This is a genomic window from Streptomyces sp. NPDC054047 (genome assembly GCF_055585065.1).
The window spans coordinates 98,872-118,821 of record NZ_JBVJKV010000014.1; the positions used below are offsets into that span (position 1 = coordinate 98,872).

At 70.4% G+C, this 19,950-nt stretch carries 15 protein-coding genes, 1 tRNA gene and 1 riboswitch; of the genes, 2 read left to right on the forward strand and 14 right to left on the reverse strand.

The genetic code is table 11. From position 1 onward, the window contains the following. Positions 1 to 11: 11 nt before the first annotated feature. Positions 12 to 94, reverse strand: a tRNA-Leu gene (locus tag ACZ6ZP_RS37535). A gap of 388 nt (positions 95 to 482) precedes the next feature. Between ACZ6ZP_RS37535 and ACZ6ZP_RS37540 the strand changes: the two genes are divergently transcribed. Next, the gene (locus ACZ6ZP_RS37540) at positions 483 to 1,253 is read left to right on the forward strand and encodes an ABC transporter ATP-binding protein (protein WP_351163055.1); all 771 of its coding nucleotides are present in this window, start codon (positions 483 to 485) and stop codon (positions 1,251 to 1,253) included. 122 nt (positions 1,254 to 1,375) lie between these two features. Continuing rightward, a complete protein-coding gene (locus ACZ6ZP_RS37545; RefSeq protein WP_469410211.1) occupies positions 1,376 to 3,904 on the forward strand; it encodes an ABC transporter permease in 2,529 nt (842 codons plus the stop codon). A 68-nt stretch (positions 3,905 to 3,972) separates the two neighbouring features. Here the strand turns inward: ACZ6ZP_RS37545 and ACZ6ZP_RS37550 are convergent, their stop codons facing one another. The 13 genes from ACZ6ZP_RS37550 to ACZ6ZP_RS37610 form a co-directional block, all read right to left on the reverse strand. Further along, entirely contained in the window at positions 3,973 to 5,268 is a 1,296-nt protein-coding gene (locus tag ACZ6ZP_RS37550; protein WP_351163050.1) for a cyclopropane-fatty-acyl-phospholipid synthase family protein, read from the reverse strand. 204 nt (positions 5,269 to 5,472) lie between these two features. Then, on the reverse strand, positions 5,473 to 6,876 hold the full coding sequence (locus ACZ6ZP_RS37555) for an NAD(P)/FAD-dependent oxidoreductase (protein ID WP_351163048.1): 1,404 nt from the start codon (positions 6,874 to 6,876) through the stop codon (positions 5,473 to 5,475). Positions 6,877 to 7,274: 398 nt separating this feature from the next. Further along, the gene (locus ACZ6ZP_RS37560) at positions 7,275 to 8,201 is read right to left on the reverse strand and encodes a Ppx/GppA phosphatase family protein (RefSeq protein WP_351163045.1); all 927 of its coding nucleotides are present in this window, start codon (positions 8,199 to 8,201) and stop codon (positions 7,275 to 7,277) included. Further along, positions 8,198 to 8,743: a DUF501 domain-containing protein gene (locus ACZ6ZP_RS37565; protein WP_351163043.1), complete on the reverse strand. Its 546-nt coding sequence runs from the start codon at positions 8,741 to 8,743 to the stop codon at positions 8,198 to 8,200. The genes ACZ6ZP_RS37560 and ACZ6ZP_RS37565 overlap by 4 nt, the downstream gene beginning before the upstream one ends. Positions 8,744 to 8,811: 68 nt before the next feature. Next, positions 8,812 to 9,291, reverse strand: a complete 480-nt coding sequence (locus tag ACZ6ZP_RS37570; RefSeq protein ID WP_351163041.1) for an FtsB family cell division protein — start codon at positions 9,289 to 9,291, stop codon at positions 8,812 to 8,814. 116 nt (positions 9,292 to 9,407) lie between these two features. Then, on the reverse strand, positions 9,408 to 10,694 hold the full coding sequence (gene eno, locus ACZ6ZP_RS37575; RefSeq protein ID WP_351163038.1) for a phosphopyruvate hydratase: 1,287 nt from the start codon (positions 10,692 to 10,694) through the stop codon (positions 9,408 to 9,410). A gap of 257 nt (positions 10,695 to 10,951) precedes the next feature. Then, entirely contained in the window at positions 10,952 to 11,671 is a 720-nt protein-coding gene (locus ACZ6ZP_RS37580) for a transglycosylase family protein (protein WP_351163036.1), read from the reverse strand. 3 nt (positions 11,672 to 11,674) lie between these two features. Further along, a riboswitch (cyclic di-AMP (ydaO/yuaA leader) is annotated at positions 11,675 to 11,864 on the reverse strand. 181 nt (positions 11,865 to 12,045) lie between these two features. Further along, positions 12,046 to 13,032 carry a transglycosylase family protein gene (locus ACZ6ZP_RS37585; RefSeq protein ID WP_469410212.1) on the reverse strand — a complete coding sequence of 329 codons (987 nt, stop codon included), beginning with the start codon at positions 13,030 to 13,032 and terminating at the stop codon, positions 12,046 to 12,048. A 136-nt stretch (positions 13,033 to 13,168) separates the two neighbouring features. Then, positions 13,169 to 14,512 carry a cytochrome P450 family protein gene (locus ACZ6ZP_RS37590; protein WP_351163031.1) on the reverse strand — a complete coding sequence of 448 codons (1,344 nt, stop codon included), beginning with the start codon at positions 14,510 to 14,512 and terminating at the stop codon, positions 13,169 to 13,171. A 16-nt stretch (positions 14,513 to 14,528) separates the two neighbouring features. Then, a complete protein-coding gene (locus ACZ6ZP_RS37595) occupies positions 14,529 to 16,517 on the reverse strand; it encodes a tetratricopeptide repeat protein (RefSeq protein ID WP_469410213.1) in 1,989 nt (662 codons plus the stop codon). A gap of 32 nt (positions 16,518 to 16,549) precedes the next feature. Continuing rightward, the gene (locus ACZ6ZP_RS37600) at positions 16,550 to 17,539 is read right to left on the reverse strand and encodes a nucleoside triphosphate pyrophosphohydrolase (RefSeq protein ID WP_469410214.1); all 990 of its coding nucleotides are present in this window, start codon (positions 17,537 to 17,539) and stop codon (positions 16,550 to 16,552) included. Positions 17,540 to 17,606: 67 nt separating this feature from the next. Beyond that, positions 17,607 to 18,272, reverse strand: a complete 666-nt coding sequence (locus ACZ6ZP_RS37605; RefSeq protein ID WP_351163023.1) for a SurA N-terminal domain-containing protein — start codon at positions 18,270 to 18,272, stop codon at positions 17,607 to 17,609. A 150-nt stretch (positions 18,273 to 18,422) separates the two neighbouring features. Then, positions 18,423 to 19,910 (reverse strand): serine/threonine-protein kinase, encoded by a 1,488-nt coding sequence (locus ACZ6ZP_RS37610; protein WP_383819369.1) that lies wholly within the window; start codon positions 19,908 to 19,910, stop codon positions 18,423 to 18,425. Positions 19,911 to 19,950 lie beyond the last annotated feature (40 nt).

The window sequence follows — 19,950 nt, forward strand, 5'->3', positions numbered from 1 at the left end:
CTTAGCGGAGGTGCCCGGAGCCGGACTTGAACCGGCACGCCCGCTAGGGGCAGCGAGGTTTAAGCTCGCCGTGTCTGCATTCCACCATCCGGGCAGGCCATGGGCTCCGCATCAAGTGATTCGACCCTATCGGGAGGCGTCCCCCGAACAGCGGAACAACAGCCCGATGTTGTCTTATTTTATTGACGTCTGAGGGTGCATCAGCCACCGGTACAGCCCATAGGTACATGCCGCAGGCCCTTCCGCCACTGTGCGGCCTCCGTGACGGAATGACGGAATTTAGCCGCCTCCGGAACGTCCGGGGGGTCACTGGCGAGTGGTACCCGTGTCAGGGGTCGGTGTCATCCCCAGGTATGACACCGGCGCCCGGGGTCCGACTGCAGAGGGCCCTCGGAACCGGAACAGCGGCTGACTACACGGCGCGGATCCGCAAGGACGATGGAGTACGTCCCCACTCGTCGTCCCGACAGGAGCACCGCCCCGTGACCACCACCCCCTTCGCCGCCCGCACCACCGCAGTGGCCGCGCGCGCCACGGATCTCTCCAAGGTGTACGGACAGGGCGAGACCCAGGTGGTCGCCCTGGACCATGTCTCCGTCGACTTCCGGCAGGGCGAGTTCACCGCGATCATGGGCCCGTCGGGCTCCGGCAAGTCGACCCTGATGCACTGCGTCGCGGGGCTCGACAGCTTCAGCGGCGGCTCCGTGCGGATCGGCGAGACCGAGCTGTCCACCCTCAAGGACAAGCAGCTCACCAAGCTCCGCCGGGACAAGATCGGCTTCATCTTCCAGGCCTTCAACCTCCTGCCGACGCTGACGGCCCTGGAGAACATCACGCTGCCGATGGACATCGCGGGCCGCAAGCCCGACAAGGCGTGGCTGGAGCAGGTCATCTCCATGGTCGGCCTGGCCGGGCGGCTCAAGCACCGGCCCACCGAGCTCTCCGGCGGCCAGCAGCAGCGCGTCGCCGTGGCCCGCGCGCTGGCCTCGCAGCCCGACATCATCTTCGGCGACGAGCCGACCGGAAACCTGGACTCGCGCTCGGGCGCGGAGGTCCTGGGCTTCCTGCGCAACTCCGTACGCGAACTGGGCCAGACCGTCGTCATGGTCACCCACGATCCGGTGGCCGCGGCGTACGCGGACCGCGTGATCTTCCTGGCCGACGGTCGTGTGGTCGACGAGATGCACGGGCCGACGGCCGACGGGGTCCTCGACCGGATGAAGGACTTCGACGCCAAGGGCCGCACGAGCTGAGCGCCGTGCCACCTCCGCAGGCTCCCGCCCGCGGGTACGCCGTGGCTTGTCGCGCAGTTCCCCGCGCCCCTTCGAGGGCGCCCTCTCCGGGGCCCACCTTCTCTCTCCCAGGACTCACACCCATGTTCCGTACCGCCCTGCGCAACGTGCTCGCGCACAAGGCCAGGCTGCTCATGACCGTGCTCGCCGTCATGCTCGGCGTCGCCTTCGTCTCCGGCACCCTGGTCTTCACCGACACCTTCGGCAACGCCTACAAGAACAAGTCGGCGAAGAGCTTCGACCACGTCTCCGTCGCCGTCCAGCCCGAAGGCGGCTCCTCCTTCTACTCGTCCCCCGACGAGGGCGAGGCCAAGAAGCCGCCGCGGCTGACCGACGCCCTCCTGAAGAAGGCCCAGAACCTGCCCGGCGCCGAATCGGCGATAGGCGGCGTCATGGGCTTCACCGCGCTCGCCGACAAGGACGGCAAGCTCGTCGGCGGCGAGTGGGGCACCAACGGGGCCAACTACTACCCCGGCAAGGACGGCAAGGACCCCCGCTACGACTTCACCGAGGGCGCGGCCCCCAAGTCCGCCGGTGACCTCGCCCTGGACTCCAGGACCGCCGAGCGCACCGGCTACCAGGTCGGCGACACGGTCCGCTACTCCACCGACGGACCGGTGAAGCAGGCGAAGATCAGCGGCGTCTTCGACACCGAGGACGGCAGCGTCCTGGCGGGCGGCAGCCTGGTGGTGTTCGACAACGACACCGCTCTCAAGGTCCTCGGCAAGACCGAGTACGACGAGATCGACGTGAAGGCCGCCGCGGGCACCTCCGAGACGGCGCTGAAGAGCTCGGTCGAGAAGATCCTGCCGAAGGAGACGGACGCCCTCACCGGCGACCAGCTCTCCGACAACCAGGAGGCGATGATCGAGGAGCAGACCAAGTCGATGAGCCAGGTGCTGCTCATCTTCGCGGGCATCGCGCTCTTCGTCGGCATCTTCATCATCGCCAACACCTTCACGATGCTGGTCGCCCAGCGCACCAAGGAACTGGCCCTGATGCGCGCCGTCGGCGCCTCGCGCCGTCAGGTGACGCGCTCCGTGCTCATCGAGGCGTTCCTGGTGGGCCTGGTGGCCGCCGTGACCGGCTTCGCGCTCGGCATCGGCGTGGCCATGGGCCTGGAGTCCCTGATGAACTCCGCGGGCGCCTCGCTGCCCGACGGACCGCTCGTCATCGCCCCGACCACGATCGTCGTCGCCCTGATCATCGGCGTGGTCGTGACCATGCTGGCCGCCTGGCTGCCGGGCCGCCGCGCCGCGAAGATCCCGCCGGTCGCCGCGATGAACAGCGTCCACGCGTCGCCCACCATGCGCGGCCTGGTCGTGCGCAACACCATCGGCTCGATCATCGTCGCCCTCGGCGCGGTCATGCTCTTCATGGACGACAACTACGTGATGGCCGGCGGCGCCGCGACGATCATGGTCGGCGTCATCGTCCTCACCCCGCTCCTGTCGCGCCCGTTCATCGCCGCGTCGGCCCCGCTCCTGAAGCCGTTCGGCGTCACGGGCAAGCTGTCCCGGCTCAACGCGGTGCGCAACCCGCGCCGTACGGCGTCCACGGCCGCGGCCCTGATGATCGGCCTGACCCTCATCACGGCGATGACGGTGGTCGCGACCTCCATGAGCAGCGCGATCAACAAGATGGCCGCGGGCTCCCTGAAGGCCGACTACACCGTCTCCATGGCGAACTACCAGCCGCTGACCCCGGAGGTCCGCGAGAAGCTGGACAAGCTTCCCGAGGTCGAGGCGAGCAGCCCGCTGCGCACGGCCTACGGCGAGGTGGACGGCTCGTACAGCAAGATCTCCGGCGTCGACGAGAAGGCCTTCGGCAAGCTGGCCAGCCTGGACTTCACCAGTGGCTCGCTCGCCGCCCTGAAGGGCGACTCCACGCTGATCGACAAGGAGACCGCGGACAGGGAGAACCTGAAGCCGGGCGACACCGTCCCGGTGAAGTTCGACGACGACAAGACGGCACAGCTGAAGGTCGCCGGCGTCTACGAGCCGAACGAGATGATCGACGGTCTGTTCACGCCGCTCGCCGTGGTCGACCCGCACCTCTCCAAGATCACCGACCAGCAGGTCCTGGTGAAGATGGAGGGCGGCACGTCCGACAAGGCCGAGGACACCATCGTCAAGGCCCTCGGCGACAACCCCGCCATCAAGATCCAGGACAAGGACGCGATCAGCAACGAGATCGCGGGCGCGATCAACCTGATGCTGAACATGCTCTACGGCCTCCTGGCGATGGCCATCCTGATCGCGGTGCTCGGTGTCATCAACACCCTGGCCATGTCGGTCTTCGAGCGGAAGCACGAGATCGGCATGATGCGGGCCATCGGCCTGGACCGCGCGAAGGTCAAGCAGATGGTGCGCCTGGAGGCGGTCATCATCTCCCTGTTCGGCGCGGTGCTCGGCATCGGCCTCGGCCTCTTCATGGGCTGGGCCGCGGGCAACAGCATCTCCGGGACGGTGAAGACCTACGCGATGGAGGTCCCGGTCGGCCGTATCGCGATCTTCCTCTGCATCGCGGCCCTGGTCGGCGTCCTCGCGGCGATGTGGCCGGCCCGCAGCGCGGCCAAGCTGAACCCGCTGATGGCGATCAAGAGCGAGTAGCCCCCGGCGGTACGTGACAGGAGCGGGGCCCCGGACATCCACCGTCCGGGGCCCCGCTCGCGTACGCCCTACCGCCAGGCGCGGGCCCGCAGCGGCATCCCGGAGGTGCCCACCTCCGGGGTCTTCACCGCGAGGACCTGGTTGACGCCGATGCGGTTGCGCTCGAAGGCCAGCGCGGACGCCGCCATGTAGAGGCGCCAGATGCGGGCGCGGCCCGGCGAGGTGAGCCGCTGGCCCTCCTTCCAGTGGGCCTCCAGGTTGGCGACCCAGCGGCGCAGCGTGAGGGCGTAGTGCTCGCGGATCGCCTCCACGTCGCGCACCTCGAACCCGGCGCGCTCCAGGAGCCCGACGGTGGACCCCACGGGCGCGAGCTCGCCGCCGGGGAAGACATAGGCGTCGATGAAGTCGTCCACCTCGTACGCCGACTCGTCGGCCTGCGGCCTGCGCGCGATCTGGTGGTTGAGGAGCCTGCCGCCGGGCGCCAGGAGCGCGTGCAGGTCGTGTGCGTACTCCAAGTACCGCTCGGCGCCGACGTGTTCGGCCATACCGATGGAGGAGATCGCGTCGTACGGACCGTCGCGCACGTCGCGGTAGTCCTGGACGCGGATCTCGATCCGGTCGGTCAGGCCCTCCTCCGCGATGCGCTTCCTGCCGTACGCGGCCTGCTCCTGGGAGAGCGTGACGCCGACGACGGTGACGCCGTGCTCGCGCGCCGCGTGGATCGCCATGGAGCCCCAGCCGCAGCCGACGTCGAGCAGCCGCATGCCGGGCTTCAGGTCGAGCTTGCGGGAGATGAGCTCCAGCTTGTCGCGCTGGGCGTCCTCCAGGGTGGAGTGCTCGGACTCCCAGTAGGCGCACGAGTAGACCATCGAGGGGCCGAGCACCAGCTCGTAGAAGTCGTTGCCCACGTCGTAGTGGTGGCTGATGGCCTGCCGGTCGCTGCCCTTGGTGTGCAGGTGGAGGGTGCGCCGCCTGCGCATCTCCTCCTGGGGCGGGGGTGGCGGCAGGAAGGGCGCGGCGAGGCCCACCAGGGTGCGGGCGGCGGCACGGAACTTCGGGTCGCGCAGGGACTGCCCTAGGCCCTTGGCGTCCTCGTCGCGCTCCCAGATGAACCCGGCGAGTGCGTCGAGCGCGGCGTACAGGTCGCCCTCGACGTCCAGGTCCCCGGCCACCCAGGCCCGGGCCAGGCCCAGCTCGCCCGGCTTCCACATGAGGCGGCGCAGGGCGCGGCGATTGCGTACGACGAGGGTGGGGCCACCCGGCGGGCCTGCTTCGGAACCATCCCAGGCACGAATGCGTACGGGGAGCGGGGCCCCCAGCAGTTGTTCGGCAAGGCTCTTCAGCCGCAGTGCGGCGTCTGGCATGGTGCACACCTCCGTGATTCGGGATATCCCGGATAGGTTCAACACCACGTAAACACCAACCGGACGCTCCCGCAGTCCCGTTGCCGCGTCACGGATCGGCAAAATACATGTAGGCGGCATGTATACGGCGCCGGAAAAACCCGAAGGGGCCGCCCGCACCACGGATGGCGGGCGGCCCCTTCGGGCCTTTTCAGCGACCGGAGGTCAGGAGGCCTTGGCCCTCTCCTCGGACCCGGCGGCGACCGGCTCGGCCTTGGCCGCGGCGGGCTTCGGCGCGGGCTTGGCGGCCTCGTAGAACTCCTCGCGCGGCGTCTCCATGGCGCCCAGCGAGACGACCTCACGCTTGAGGAAGACCGCGAGCGTCCAGTCGGCGAAGACACGGATCTTGCGGTTGAACGTCGGCATCGCCATGCCGTGGTACGCGCGGTGCATGTACCAGGCCAGACGGCCCTTGAGCTTGATCTTCACCTTGCCCATGACGATCATCGCGACGCCCTTGTGCAGGCCCAGACCGGCGACCGCACCCTTGTTGGCGTGGCTGTACTCCTTCTGCGGGAAGCCCCGCATGCCGGAGATCACGTTGTCGCCGAGGACCTTGGCCTGACGCAGCGCGTGCTGGGCGTTCGGCGGGCACCAGGCGTTCTCGTTGCCGGCCTTGCGGCCGACCATGTCCGGCACCTGGGCGTTGTCGCCCGCGGCCCAGATGTAGTCGGTGCCCTGGACCTGGAGGGTCGTCTGGGTGTCGACGTGGCCACGGGGGCCCAGCGGCAGACCGAAGCGGGCGAGCGCCGGGTTCGGCTTGACGCCCGCGGTCCACACGATGGTGCTGGAGTCGACCTCGAGGCCGTTGTTCAGCACCACGTGGCCGTCCACGCAGGAGTCCATGCCGGTCTTGAGGTAGACCTCGACACCGCGGCCCTCGAGGTGCTCCTTGCCGTACTGGCCGAGCTTCGGACCGACCTCGGGGAGGATCTTGTCCGCGACGTCGACGAGCACGAAGCGCATGTCCTCGCGCTTCACGTTGTTGTAGTACTTGGCCGCGTCGCGGGCCATGTCCTCGACCTCGCCGATGGTCTCCGCACCCGCGAAGCCACCGCCGACGAAGACGAAGGTCAGCGCCTTGCGGCGGACCTCTTCGTCCGTCGTGGAGTCAGCCTTGTCCAGCTGCTCGAGGACGTGGTTGCGCAGGCCGATGGCCTCCTCGATGCCCTTCATGCCGATGCCCTGCTCGGCGAGGCCGGGGATCGGGAAGGTGCGGGAGACCGCGCCCATCGCGATGACCAGGTAGTCGAAAGGCAGCTCGTACGCCTCGCCCACGAGGGGGGCGATCGTCGCGACCTTGCGGTCCTGGTCGATGGTGGTGACCCGGCCGGTCAGAACTTCCGCCTTGGGCAGCACGCGTCGCAGCGGGACGACGACGTGCCGAGGCGAAATGCTGCCGGCTGCAGCTTCGGGGAGGAAGGGCTGGTAGGTCATGTACGACCGGGGGTCGACGACCGTGACGGTCGCCTCTCCGTAGCGCATCTTCTTGAGGATGCGCCGAGCTGCGTACAGGCCTACGTACCCACCGCCTACTACGAGGATCCTGGGACGCTCCGTGGTGCTCATGCCATCGAGTATCCACCTGCCCGACGGGGGTCGCTCGTGCGCCCCTTCACAAGCATGGGTAGACCCTCTGCTACACTTCGCCGCCCACGTGACGCAGGCCATAGCGCCCCAGGGGAACCACGCGGCAACCCGAAACGTTGTGCACCCCTTGTGAGCTGCCACTCTGGCCTCCGAGGCCGTGTGGACCACCCGCCCGGAACACGCTCCGGACACACTCGCGAACCTTCACTGTCATGGGTCGCGGAGTCCTCTGGGAGCACTTTCAGGGGCTCGGAACCCCTGAACATCGACCAACCGAGCCGATTTCCTTGTGAAGAACTTCACGAAGTTTCCCGACGGCATGTCGCCGCGGGGCCCTTCGACCCCCTCACCAGCCGCTCAGACGCTATATGACGCGCTCAGGCGATCGACCAGCCGATGCCGTCGAGGATGTCGTGCTCGCTGACGACGACCTCCCGGGCGCCGGTCCGATCCATGATCGACAGAAGGACCAGGGCGCCCGACACGATCACGTCCACGCGGCCCGGATGCATCACCGGGATCGCGGCGCGCTCGTCGTGCGTGGCCCGGCTCAGGCGTCCCACGATCTCGCTCACCCGCTCGTAGGAGATCCGGGAGTGGTGGATCGCCGCGGAGTCGTACGCGTCCAGGCCCAGCGCGATCGCGGAGACCGTGGTCACCGAACCCGCGAGCCCGACCAGGGTGCGGGCCTCGCGGATCGGCACCGTCCGCTCGGCCAGATCGAGCGCGGCCTCGATGTCGGCGCGGACGGCGTCGAGTTCGGCGGGCGCGGGCGGGTCGGAGCGGATGTGGCGCTCCGTCAGGCGCACGCAGCCGACGTCGACGGAGCGGGCCGCGGCGACGTGTTCGTCGCCGACGACGAACTCCGTCGAGCCGCCGCCGATGTCCACGACGAGATACGGCTTGGCCAGGTGGTCGCTGCCCGCCAGCTCCTTCGTCGCTCCCGTGAAGGAGAACTCGGCCTCCTGGTCACCGCTGATGACCTCCGGCTCGACGCCGAGAATGTCCAGGACGCCGCGTACGAAGTCGTCGCGGTTCTCGGCGTCGCGGGAGGCGGAGGTCGCCACGAAGCGGAGGCGCTCGGCGCCGTGCTCCTTGATGACCTCGGCGTACTCGCGGCACGCCGCGAAGGTCCGCTCCAGGGCCTCCGGGGCCAGACGGCCCGTCTTGTCGACGCCCTGGCCCAGGCGGACGATGGTCATCCGGCGGTCCAGGTCGACCAGTTCGCCGGTGGCGGGGTCGGCGTCCGCGACGAGCAGGCGGATCGAGTTCGTACCGCAGTCGATGGCGGCCACGCGGGTCATGCGCGCTCCTCCGCGGCGGGCTCGGCCTCCGCAAGGGACACGCACGCGCCCTTGCGCCACCACTCCGGGAGCATCGCGATCGCCTCGTCGCCCAGGGGGTTCACGCCGGGGCCCGCGGCCAGGGAGTGGCCGACCAGGACGTGCAGGCACTTCACGCGGTCGGGCATGCCGCCCGCGCTCGGGAAGCCTTCCAGGACCTCGATGGCGTCCCGGCGCGCGATGTAGTCCTCGTGCGCCGCGCGGTACGCGGCGGCGAGCTCGGGGTCCGTCCCCAGCCGCTCCGTCATCTCCTTCATGACGCCGTTGGCCTCAAGCGTGCCGATCGCGGAGGCGGCCCGCGGGCACGTCAGGTAGTACGTCGTCGGGAACGGCGTCCCGTCCGGCAGGCGCGGCGCCGTCTCGACGACGTCCGGCTGCCCGCACGGGCAGCGGTGGGCGATGGCCCGCAGGCCGCGCGGCGGACGGCCGAGCTGCTGCTTGAAGGCCTCGACGTCGGCGTCGGTGGGCTCGGTGCGCGGGGTGGTCGGCGGGGGCGTTTCCATGCCTGTCTTTCGATCGGTTCTCAAGGAGAGATGGTGCGGTGACTACGGAGAATGGTGGTGGTACCGGGTCAGTCGTCGGCCGGGCGGTCCGCCTTGTCGACGCCGTCCCAGACGTTCGAGTACCAGGGCCTGGCGGCCGCCCCCTGGTCGGAGCGCTGCTTCTTCGCCGCCTCGGGGTCGACCACCGTGTAGCCGGTCTCGCCCGGCATCACGTAGTGCAGCCGGTCCCGGATGCGCTGCTCCGCGTACTCGTCGTCCCGCCAGCGGGCCTTCTCGTCGCGCAGCTTCTCGACGTTCGCGCGGCGCTCGGCCTGCTCCTTGCGCTGGTCCGCGATCTCGGCGCGCTGGGAGACGTACTGCCTTATCGGGTAGGCGAGCGCGACGACCAGCGAGCAGAGCACGAGCGCGAGGAGCGCGGCACGTCCCGTGAGCCGGGAGCGGCGCGCCTGGCGCTTGGTCTGGGAGCGGTAGACACGCTCCGCGGTCTGCTCGCCGAGCAGCCGCAGTCTGGTCGCGGTGGAGAACCGGTCGCGGTCCTTCACGGCCATGTGTGCCGCCTCCCCGATACGTACGTACGTCCCCGCACACGGTACGGGACCGAGTACGGGGACGTAGGTAACTGCTCAGCGGAGCCGGAGCCCGAGCCTCGGCCCGGAGAAGCGGCTCAGCCCTTGAAGCGGGGGAACGCCGAACGACCGGCGTAGACCGCGGCGTCGTCGAGGATCTCCTCGATGCGCAGGAGCTGGTTGTACTTGGCGACGCGCTCGGAGCGGGCCGGGGCGCCGGTCTTGATCTGGCCGCAGTTGGTGGCGACGGCGAGGTCGGCGATGGTGACGTCCTCGGTCTCACCGGAGCGGTGCGACATCATGCACTTGAAGCCGTTGCGCTGGGCCATCTCGACGGCGTCCAGGGTCTCGGTCAGCGAGCCGATCTGGTTGACCTTCACCAGAAGGGCGTTGGCCGACTTCTCCTCGATGCCACGGGCCAGGCGCTCGGGGTTGGTGACGAACAGGTCGTCGCCCACGAGCTGGACCTTCTCGCCGAGCTTCTCGGTGATGGCGTTCCAGCCGGCCCAGTCGTCCTCGAACAGCGGGTCCTCGATGGAGACGAGGGGGTACGAGGCGACGAGCTCCTCGTAGTACTCGGTCATCTCGGCGGCCGAGCGGGACTTGCCCTCGAACTCGTACTTGCCGTCCTTGTAGAACTCGGACGCGGCGACGTCGAGCGCGAGACCGATCTGCTCACCGGGGACGTAACCGGCCTGCTTGATGGCCTCGAGGATGAGGTCGAGCGCGGCGCGGTTGGAGTCCAGGTTCGGGGCGAAGCCGCCCTCGTCGCCCAGGCCGGTGGAGAGACCCTTGTCCTTCAGGACCTTCTTCAGCGTGTGGTAGACCTCGGTGCCCCAGCGCAGGGCCTCCGAGAACGACTCGGCGCCGATCGGCGCGATCATGAACTCCTGGATGTCCACGTTCGAGTCGGCGTGCGACCCGCCGTTCAGGATGTTCATCATCGGAACGGGCAGCAGGTGCGCGTTCGGGCCGCCGAGGTAGCGGAAGAGCGGGAGGTCGGAGGCCTCCGACGCGGCGTGCGCGACGGCCAGCGAGACGCCGAGGATGGCGTTGGCGCCGAGCGAGCCCTTGTTGTCGGTGGCGTCGAGGTCGAACATCGCCTGGTCGATCAGGCGCTGCTCGGTCGCGTCGTACCCGACGAGCTCCGGGCCGATCTGCTCGATGACGGCGAGGACGGCCTTCTCCACGCCCTTGCCCTGGTAACGGTTGGGGTCACCGTCACGGAGTTCGATGGCCTCGAAAGCACCGGTGGACGCACCGGACGGAACGGCGGCACGACCCGTGCTGCCGTCGTCGAGGCCGACCTCGACCTCGACCGTGGGGTTGCCTCGGGAGTCCAGGATTTCCCGGGCTACGACGACGTCGATGGACGGCACGAGCATCTCCTTCTGGGATGTGACGCGGGTACGCGGGGCGTTGGCCTCGCGGACACGAGCCTAACCGGCTCCCGGACAAGAGCCAGCCGAGCGACCGCCCTGTGGACAAACCGAGAGCAAAATGTTTCCGAACGGAACAAAACGTGGAGGGCGCACATGACCCCGCCCCGGTGCGTACGGGGGATACGCGCACCGGGGCGGGGAGGGCCCGTGGGGACGGGGGTGGGGCGACGCCTCCGCCGAGGCGCCGCCGCCGTCAGCTCTTAGCTGAGGTGGAGCTGCTGGCCCGGGTAGATCATGTCGGCGTTGTCGATGATGTCGCCGTTGAGCTTGTACACCTTGTGCCAGCCGCCCTTGACGTCCTTCGCCTCGGCGATCTTGGAGAGGGTGTCACCCTTCTTGACCTTGTACTCGCCGTCGCCCTTCTTGACCGTCTTGCCGGTCGGGGTCTCGACGGTCTTCTTGGACTCGGTCTTCGGAGCCTCGGCCTTGGGGGCCTCGGCCTTCGGAGCGGCCTGCTGCGGCTGCTCGGTCTGGGCGCTGGGCTGGCTCTTGGGCTGCTCCTGGGTCTGCTGCGGGGCGCTCTCCTGCGCACCGCCACCCTCGTAGGAGGCGCCCGAGAGGCCGACGCCGCAGCTCGGCCAGGCACCCTTGCCCTGGCCCGCGAGGACCTTCTCGCCTATCTCGATCTGCTGGGCCTTGGAGGCCTTGTCGGCGGTGGGCGCGTACTTCGTGCCGCCGTACGCGGCCCACGTGGACGACGAGAACTGCAGGCCGCCCGTGTAGCCGTTGCCGGTGTTGATGGACCAGTTGCCGCCGGACTCGCACTGGGCGACGGCGTCCCACTCGGAGCCGGTCGCGGCGGAGGCCGAGCCGGCCGCCATCAGCGGGGCGGCGACGGCGACACCGGTGACGCCTGCGAGCGTGGCGACACGGGTGGCCTTGGACGGGCGGCGGTGCTTGCCCTTGCTGGAAAACAGCATGAGTGATCCCCTCACCGACGCCTGCGAGGTGAGCTGTCGGGTTCGGGCCGATGAAGTTGCCCGGCCGCGCTTCCTTGAAGCGCGACTTAACCCCTAGCCGTTTCCTTCCGTCGGCCTCGCTCTCGCGACGCTCGACATCCGGTCCCGGCGGAAACCTTGGGTCCCCCGCTCCTGCCTACGGCGCTTACGCGACGACTGTTCCCGAACGGCCGTTGGCAGGACTCGGCGTACCGACCGGCGGGGCCCGCTGTGGCGAGCGGTCCCGACCGTAGTCATGCGATCGGGAGAAACTCAAAGACGATCAGGGCTTCTGAGACCCATCTCTCACTTGCGCCAATTGGGACATCAAGCGCAAAACGAGTCGTCAACTACCCCTACTTTTCGCCCAAATCGAGGCTCTGACCGGGAAGGATGAGATCGGGGTCGGAGCCGACGGACTTCTCGTTCTCGGAGTACAGCTCGGTCCACCCGCCCTTCACGTCGAGGTCGTCGGCGATGAGCGAGAGGCTGTCTCCGGAACGGACCGTGTACGTCCCGTCGGAGCCGTCCTGCTGACGCTCCTCTCCGCGGGAGGCGTGCCGGCCCGAGCCCTCGCGGGAGGTGTCGTCGGAGGGCTTGTCGTCCGCGCTGTCGCCGCGGTGACGGCCCTCGCCCGCGCCGGAGGAGGGGGTGGGAGTGGGCGAAGTTTCATCGCTCTGCCCGGACTTGCCCGGGTCATCCGACTCGCCCGAGTTGCCCGGCTCGTCGTGATTCTTGTCTCGCGCGTCGGCGTCGGCGTCAGCGTCGTCATCGGCGCCCGGCTTCTCGGAGGACTTGTCCGAGGGCTTGTCCGAAGACTTGGTGCCGTCCGCGGAGTCGGCCGACTCGCTCGGCGACTTACTCGGCTCGTCCGACTCGTCCGGCTCGGCCGACTCACCGGACTCGGTCGACTCGTCGGAAGGAATCGTCGTGATCGGAGCGCCCGGGTCGACGTCCGCGGCGGCGCCGTCCTGGGTGAGACCGGCGATCGGCGCGCAGCTCGGCCAGGCGCTGGTCCCCTGGTCGTCGAGGACCTTCTCGGCGACGGATATCTGCTGCGAGCGGCTGGCCAGGTCGGCGCTCGGCGCGAAGTCGAGGCCGCCGTACTCCTCCCAGACCTGCTGCGAGAACTGGAGCCCGCCGTAGTACCCGTTGCCCGCGTCCGCGCTCCAGGACCCGCCGCTCTCGCACTCCGCGAGCTTGTCCCACGTGGCGGTGTCCGCCGCGCTCGCGCTGGTGGCACCGAGCAGCGGGATCGCGATGGCCGATCCTGCGACTCCTGCCGCGACGATCAGGGCCGGGGCCTGGCGGGGGCGTCGGTGACGACCATTGCCGGAGAGCATGCGGTTGCCTTTCGCGTGACTGGAGCGACGACTGCGGCACGGGATGCCGAGTCGTCGGTGAACGTAGCGGCAGTCGAACGCTTGTCACAAGTCGATGCAGCGGAGATCACGTGAAAGTCACAGTCTTGACGGTCCGTCAGTTAAACGTCTCTCCAGGTGTCGAATATTTGCTCCGCTGTGCGGGTGTGAACTCCACGGGCAGCGTGCGGAGTCCGCGCATGATGAGCCCGCCACGCCACCTCAAATCACCAGGTTCCACCGCGAGTCGCAGGTCAGGCAGGCGCCGCAGGAGGGTCGCGAGGGCGGCCTGGCCTTCGAGCCGGGCGAGCGGTGCGCCGAGACAGTAATGAATGCCATGGCCGTAGCCGAGGTGTTGGTTGTCGCGGCGGGCGAGGTCGATCGTGTCCGGATACCGGAACCGTTCCGGGTCGCGATCGGCGGCGGCGAGCACGACGAGGACGGGGTCGCCGGCGGCGATGTCCTCCCCTCCGACGGTCAGCGCCTCGGTGGCGAACCGCCAGGTGGCGAGCTCCACGGGACCGTCGAAGCGCAGGAGCTCCTCGAGCCCGGTCTCCAGGAGGGCGGTGTCGCCGTCCTTGAGGGAGTCCTGGAGCTGCTCGCGCTGCTCGGGGTGGGTCAGGAGGGCGTACGTCCCGTTCCCGATGAGGTTGACGGTGGTCTCGAACCCGGCGAAGAGAAGGATGAACGCCATCGCGGCGGCCTCGTTCTCAGTGAGGTGCTCGCCGTGGTCGGAGGCGCGGATGAGCCCGGAGATGAGGTCGTCGCCCGGTTCGAGGCGCTTGCGGTGGATCAGCTCGGCGAGGTAGCCGCGCATCTTCTTCACGGACCGGGCGACTCCTCCCCTGGGCCCTCCGCCGTGGCGGATCATCATCCCCGCCCAGTCGCGGAAGTCGTCCTGGTCCTCGCGGGGGACGCCGAGCAGGTCGCAGATGGCGTAGATGGGCAGCGGGAAGGCGAAGTCGTGGATGAGGTCGGCCTCCCCCTTCTCCACGAACTGGTCGATGAGCCGGTCGGTCAACTCCTGCACGCGCGGCGCGAATGCGGCGATACGGCGGGGAGTGAAGGCCTTGGAGACCAGGCGCCGCAGCCGCGTGTGGTCCGGCGGGTCGATGTTGAGCAGATGCGTCATGAGGTTCGCGCTGCGCTCGCCCGGGATGCCGGTCTTGCTCTTCGCGTGCGCGGGCTCGCCGTGATGGGCCGGATTCTTGCTGAGCCGGGGGTCGGCGAGCGCCTGCTTGGCATCGGCGTACCGCGTGACCAGCCAGGCCTCCACACCGCTGGGCAGCCGGGTCTTGTGCACGGGTGCGTGCTCGCGCAGCCAGGCGTAGGCGGGGTAGGGATCGGTGGCGAACTCCCAGGTGAAGAGCTCGGGCCCCTGGGCGTCGGGCGCCGGGGACGCGGCCCCTGCGGGGCAGGCTGCGGGGGTCGCCTCTGCGGGGGCGGGCGGCTGGTCTTGCATGGGGTCGACGGTATCCCTAGCCGGGGGCCGATCCCTGGTCGGGCGGGGCGAGGGGGCCCTTCAGGCGCCGCCCGGCATCGGCGTTGCCCGAGGCCTCGGCCCGGCGGAGGTAGTGGACGGCGCGGTTCTGGTGGGCGCGGCCGAGCGTGACCTCGACGTCGGGCCAGTCCCCCGCCACGGCCCGCTCCAGGTACGGGATGGCTTCGGCGTCCCTGCCCTGGAAGAAGAGGAGATCGCCCAGCGCCCCGGCCCCGACGAGGCTCCCGGAGTCCGCCGCCTTGCGCAGCCACTCCACCGCGCCCTCCTCGTCGTCCTCCGCGGCGGCCAGCATGCCGAGCGCCGTCAGAGCGTCGCCGTCCTCTTGCGCGGCGCGCGGCGTCAGGATCCGCCGGGCGGCCTCCGCCACCGCGTCGAACGAGAGCGCGTCGTCCTCCGCCGTTCCGAGAGCCTGGAGCCAGACCATGAGCGGAACCGGCGCGATGTCCGTAGAGCGGACGGCGTCCGCGACGAGCGAGCCGTAGACCCGCCAGGTGCCCCGTTCGTCGTCCGACACCAGCAGCCCGGTGATGCCCTGCCGAGGCTCGGTCGCCCAGGAGAGCGCTTGGCCGACCGCCTCGGAGTCGGCGTCCTCAAGGACGGAGCCGTAGACGGCGCACACCGCTTCCAGCAGCTCTTCCGGTACGTCCTCGATCCCGCACCGGGCGAGGTCGATCGCGGCCCTCACCAGCAGATGCCCCAGCGGCTGCGCGGCGGGCCGCCGCGCCCGGCGCCACTCGTCCCACAACTCCGGCCCGATGACGAGGAATTCGCCGACCCCCCGCTCGCCGCGCCACCGCAGGGCGTCCACGAGCCGCGGATCGTCGGCCTGCGCGAGCCGCGCGAGCTCCGCGGGACTCCACTGGACCGGCACCTCCACCGTGCGGGCCGCGCTCAGGACGCGGGACGCGGGGCTGCCCCCGAAGCGGTGGGTGTCGTACGCCTCGTCGTTCATCGTGGCCAGTACGAGGATGCCCTCATGCGTGAGGTGGGCGAGGAGCCCCGCGGTGAGGCCGTGCTCGCCGAGGTGGCCGTCCAGGTCGTCGAGCCACACCACGTACGTGCCCTTGGCGTCGCGACCCCGGAGCCGGGCGGGGAGGTCGCGCAGGTCGGCCCCCGCGTCCGGGGCGTAGACCCTGGTGTCGTCCGCGACGGCGCCGCGCAGCGCGGCCCATGCCGTCATCGTCTTGCCGGAGAGCGGCTCGCCCGTGACGACGACCAGGCCGCCCTTGGCCACGGCCTGAGCGACCAGGCCCGTCAGCTCTCCGTGGCAGTCGCGCGGAACGTACGGCGGCAGGCTCGGCTCGTCGCCGAACCGCCGGGTGGGGTGCACGCCGAGGGCCAGGCGCCGCAGTTGGTCGACGCGGGGCCAGCCGGTCGCCGCCGCGGGGGCGTTGTCCGGCCGTGGGCCGTAGTGGTTGTACTGGACGCCGATCGTGGGGCCGTTGAAGGTGCCGTCGCCGAAGTCGACGTGGTCGCCCGCGACGACGGGCGCGGTGTTCACCACGACCGAGTCGATCTCCCGCGACTGGATCACCGCGCCGTGCACGGTGCCGCCGGAGACGGTGTTGGTGGTGTCCGGGGCCGGGGTCGGAGCCGGGGTCGGGGCCGCGCAGAGCGGACACCAGCCGGAGGCGCCGACCAGGTGCCCGTTCGGGCAGAAGTCGGCACGGCGCGCGGGCACGTCCCCGCTGCCGAACTCGGCCACGATGCCTCGCAGTTCGGCGGCGGAGCCGGGGTTGGAGACCAGCAGGCGCCCCATCCGTCCCTGCCACTCTTCCATGATCCGCCGACTCGGAGGCCACTCGTAACCGCCCGTCGTGGGGAGCCCGATCCAGCCTTCGTGCAGCCCGACCTCCCGGAGCAGCAGCGTCACCCGGAGGGCCACTTCCCGCCACCGCGGCGTCCGGGACGCCACGAGCAGGGCCCGTGCCGCCGAAGCCGCGAGCTCCTCCAACTCCGGTTCCACGCACGCCCCCACGCATCTCGAACTGCCCTATCTCAAAGGTACTCAGCCCCCGTGCCCTCGGCAGCGCGAACCGCGTCCCGGTAAGCCCGCGCCGCGACCCGCAGCGCCGCCTCCGGGTCGACGCCCTGCGCCTCGGACCGCAGGGCAAGCGCGAGGAGTTCGTATCCGACGCCCTCGCCCGAGGGCAGCGGCACCTCGAGGCCCGCCGTCCGCACCCGTGAAGCCAGCTTTGCCGCCAGGGCGAGGCCCGGCTGACCCAGGGGGATGCCCTCCGTCAGGGACGAGCGCTGCTTCTCCTCAGCCTTGGTACGCAGCCAGTGCGCCTTCACGTCCTCGGGGGTGTCCGCCGAGTCGTCGCCGAAGATGTGCGGGTGACGGTGGATCAGCTTCTCGACGAGCGTGCCCGCCACGTCGTCCACGGAGAAGGGGGACTCCTCGTCCTCCTCGGCGATGCGCGCGTGGAAGACCACCTGGAGCAGGACGTCGCCCAGCTCCTCCCGGAGCTCATCCCTGTCGCCCTCCTCGATCGCCTCGACGAGTTCGTACGCCTCCTCGATCGCGTACTTCGCCAGGCCCTTGTGCGTCTGCTGGGAGGACCACGGGCACTCGACGCGGATCCGGTCCATGACCTGGACCAGGTCCAGGAGCCGCGCGCCCGGCAGGTCGTACGACGCCGGGAGCAGTTCCAGGTCCGGCATCGACACGCGGCCCGAGCCCGCGAGCCTGGCCAGGCCGTCCGTCAGGGCGCGGTCGCCCTCGGCCGTGGCGACGACCAGGACCGTGCGGCCGCCGGAGCAGGCGTCCACCAGTTCCTGGGCCGTGGGCGACGCCTGGTCCACCGCCACGCCCGCCTCACGCAGATACGGCAGCTGGGGGTGGTCCACGTCGGCGCACAGCACCTCGTCCGCCCCGTGCAGGGCCTGCCACGCGGGCCAGGACAGCAGGCCGGGGGCCACCCGGTGGCTGGTGGTGAGGAGGATGACGCGGCCGGGGGCGTCGGCCGGGAGCGTGGTTTCGTTCACCCGTCGAACGTAACCCACGGCGCCGACAGCCCCCTCCTCACGTCCGCTCGGGCTACCCGGGCTCCCCCTACGCCTGTTTGGGCGCCGCGGCACCGTCCCCGGAGACCTCGCGCACCCACGGCGTCTTCGTGTCCGTGCGCTTGTTCTTCTCCACGTCCCACGTGCCGTACCGCGGGTTCAGGTCCACGTCCAGCTTCTTGGAGGCCTTGGAGAGTTCCTTCCAGAAGGCCTCCTGGCCCTCCGGGGCGTTCATGTCCGCGCCCAGCCTCTTCGCCAGCTTCTGCGCCTCGATCTCCGTACGGAGGCTTTCCTCCAGGCGGGACGGGGCGACGCTGTACTGCTGGAGCCAGCCCTGTTCGAGCGCCTTCTTGCCGCCCGCCTGCTGTTCCAGGCCCGCTCTCATCGTCTGGATGTCGCGGCGCGTGACCTTCACCCCGGCGTCGGACGCAGCCTGGTGCAGCACCTTGTCCAGGACCATCGTGTGCAGCGTGCTGCGCGTGAGGCCGCCGGTCTTGGCGATCGCCTGCTCGTACTGCTGCTCGTCCGGGATCGCCGCGCGCTGCGCGTCACGCACCTCGTTCACCCGGCCCTCCAGCTGCGAGACCGTGATCCGGTCGTTGCCCACGACGGCCGCGGCGCCCGGATGCGCCTCGCTGCCGCAGGCCGTGAGGAGAGGGGCCGCGGCGATCGCGGCGGCGGAGAGGGTGAGCGCGGTGCGACGGCGGCGGTGCAAGTGAGCCTCCCGGTCGAGAGATTGTGCGGCGGTGCACAAAGTCTTGCGGTGATCGATGTTAGGGAGTGGCCGGTCTCTCGGCCACCTATTCGACCAACGATTCTCGAAGAGTTGGGGCACCGGTTGGGGCACCCCCGCGCCGAGCCGTCACTACCCGCGCACTTGTCCTAGCCACTGCAACGTCCGCCGGATCTCCGCGGGGAACGGATGCCCCACGCCGTGCATCCGCTCGGCGTCCATGAGCAGCCGCGCCAGCGTGTCGTGGGCCGCCGCCCGGTCGCCCAGGGCCAGGAGCAGGTGGCCGATGCGGCGGCGGATGTCGAGGGGGCGCTCGCGGTCGTCCGACGCGTAGCGGTTCTCGTAGTACGGCAGGAGGGCGCGGTACTCCGCGAGTGCCGCCGCCGGTTCGCCGAGCTGTTCGAGGCACTGCGCGGCCTCGTAGCGGAACTGGAGCGAGTGCGGGTCGGCCTGGCCCGACTCGGCGGCGCGCTCGTCGGCGAGGCGGCGCAGTTCGGGCAGGGCGCGGCGGTACTGGCCGTCGTCCATCAGCGTCGCCGCGTACTGCTTGCGCAGGGAGCGGACCACCGGGGAGTGCTCGCCGTGCTTGGCTGCGGCCGCGGGCAGGATCGAGCCGAGGATGTCCACGGCCTGGGTGATGCGGCCCTCGCCCAGGAGCCGCTTGACCTCGTCGACCGCGCGCACGACGTCCGTCTGGCTGCCGGGACCGCCCGGGACCTGGCTCTGGCCGGGCCGGTCCGGCTGGATGTCGGGGGCCGACGCCGGTGTCGCGGCGCGGTCGGGCCACGGCGCGTGCGGGCGCAGGAAGGGGCGGGTCGGGTCGAGCGGGCCGCCGGTCGGGATGCCGCGCGCGGGAAGGAGCGGGGCCAGTTCCTCGTAGACCTCCTGGGCGCTGGCGTGCCGGTGCTGGGGGTCCTTGGCCAGGAGCCGGAGCACCAGGGCTTCGAGGGCCTCGGGGACCTCGGCGCGCAGCCGGCGGACCGGGAGCGGCGGCTCGTAGAGGTGGCGGTGGAGCACGCCGAGCGCGGTCGAGCCGCTGAACGGCACGTCGCCGCTGAGGAGTTCGTGCAGCAGGACGCCCAGGGCGTACAGGTCGGTGTACGGGCCGACCGCGCCGCCCATCGCCTGCTCGGGCGCCATGTACGCGGGGCTGCCGATGGGCGAGCCGGTGTGGGTGAGGCGGGTGGTGTCGGTGTCCATCACCGAGGCGATGCCCAGGTCGAGGATGGCGACGGTGCCGTCCTGCTTGACCATCACGTTCCGCGGCTTGAGGTCGCGGTGCACGATCGGCACGGCGTGCACCGCGGAGAGCACGGCGCACAGTTGGGCCGCGATCGCGACGGCCCACTGCCACGGGTAGGGGTCGTGCTCGGCGAGGTGGTCGCCGAGGTCCGCCCCGTCCACGTACTGCATGACGAGGTAGAGGTCCTCGCCCTCCGTGCCCGCGTCGTGGACGGTGACCAGGCCCGGGTGGTCGACCTGTGCGGTGACGCGGCACTCGCGCACGAAGCGGCGGCGCAGCTCCTCGGCCTCGGCGCCCGCGACCCGGTCGGGGCGGAGCAGCTTGACCGCGACGCGGCGGTCGAGGCGTTGGTCGTACGCCGTCCAGACCTGGCCCATGCCGCCCTGGCCGATGAGCGTGGAGAGTTCGTAGCGCCCG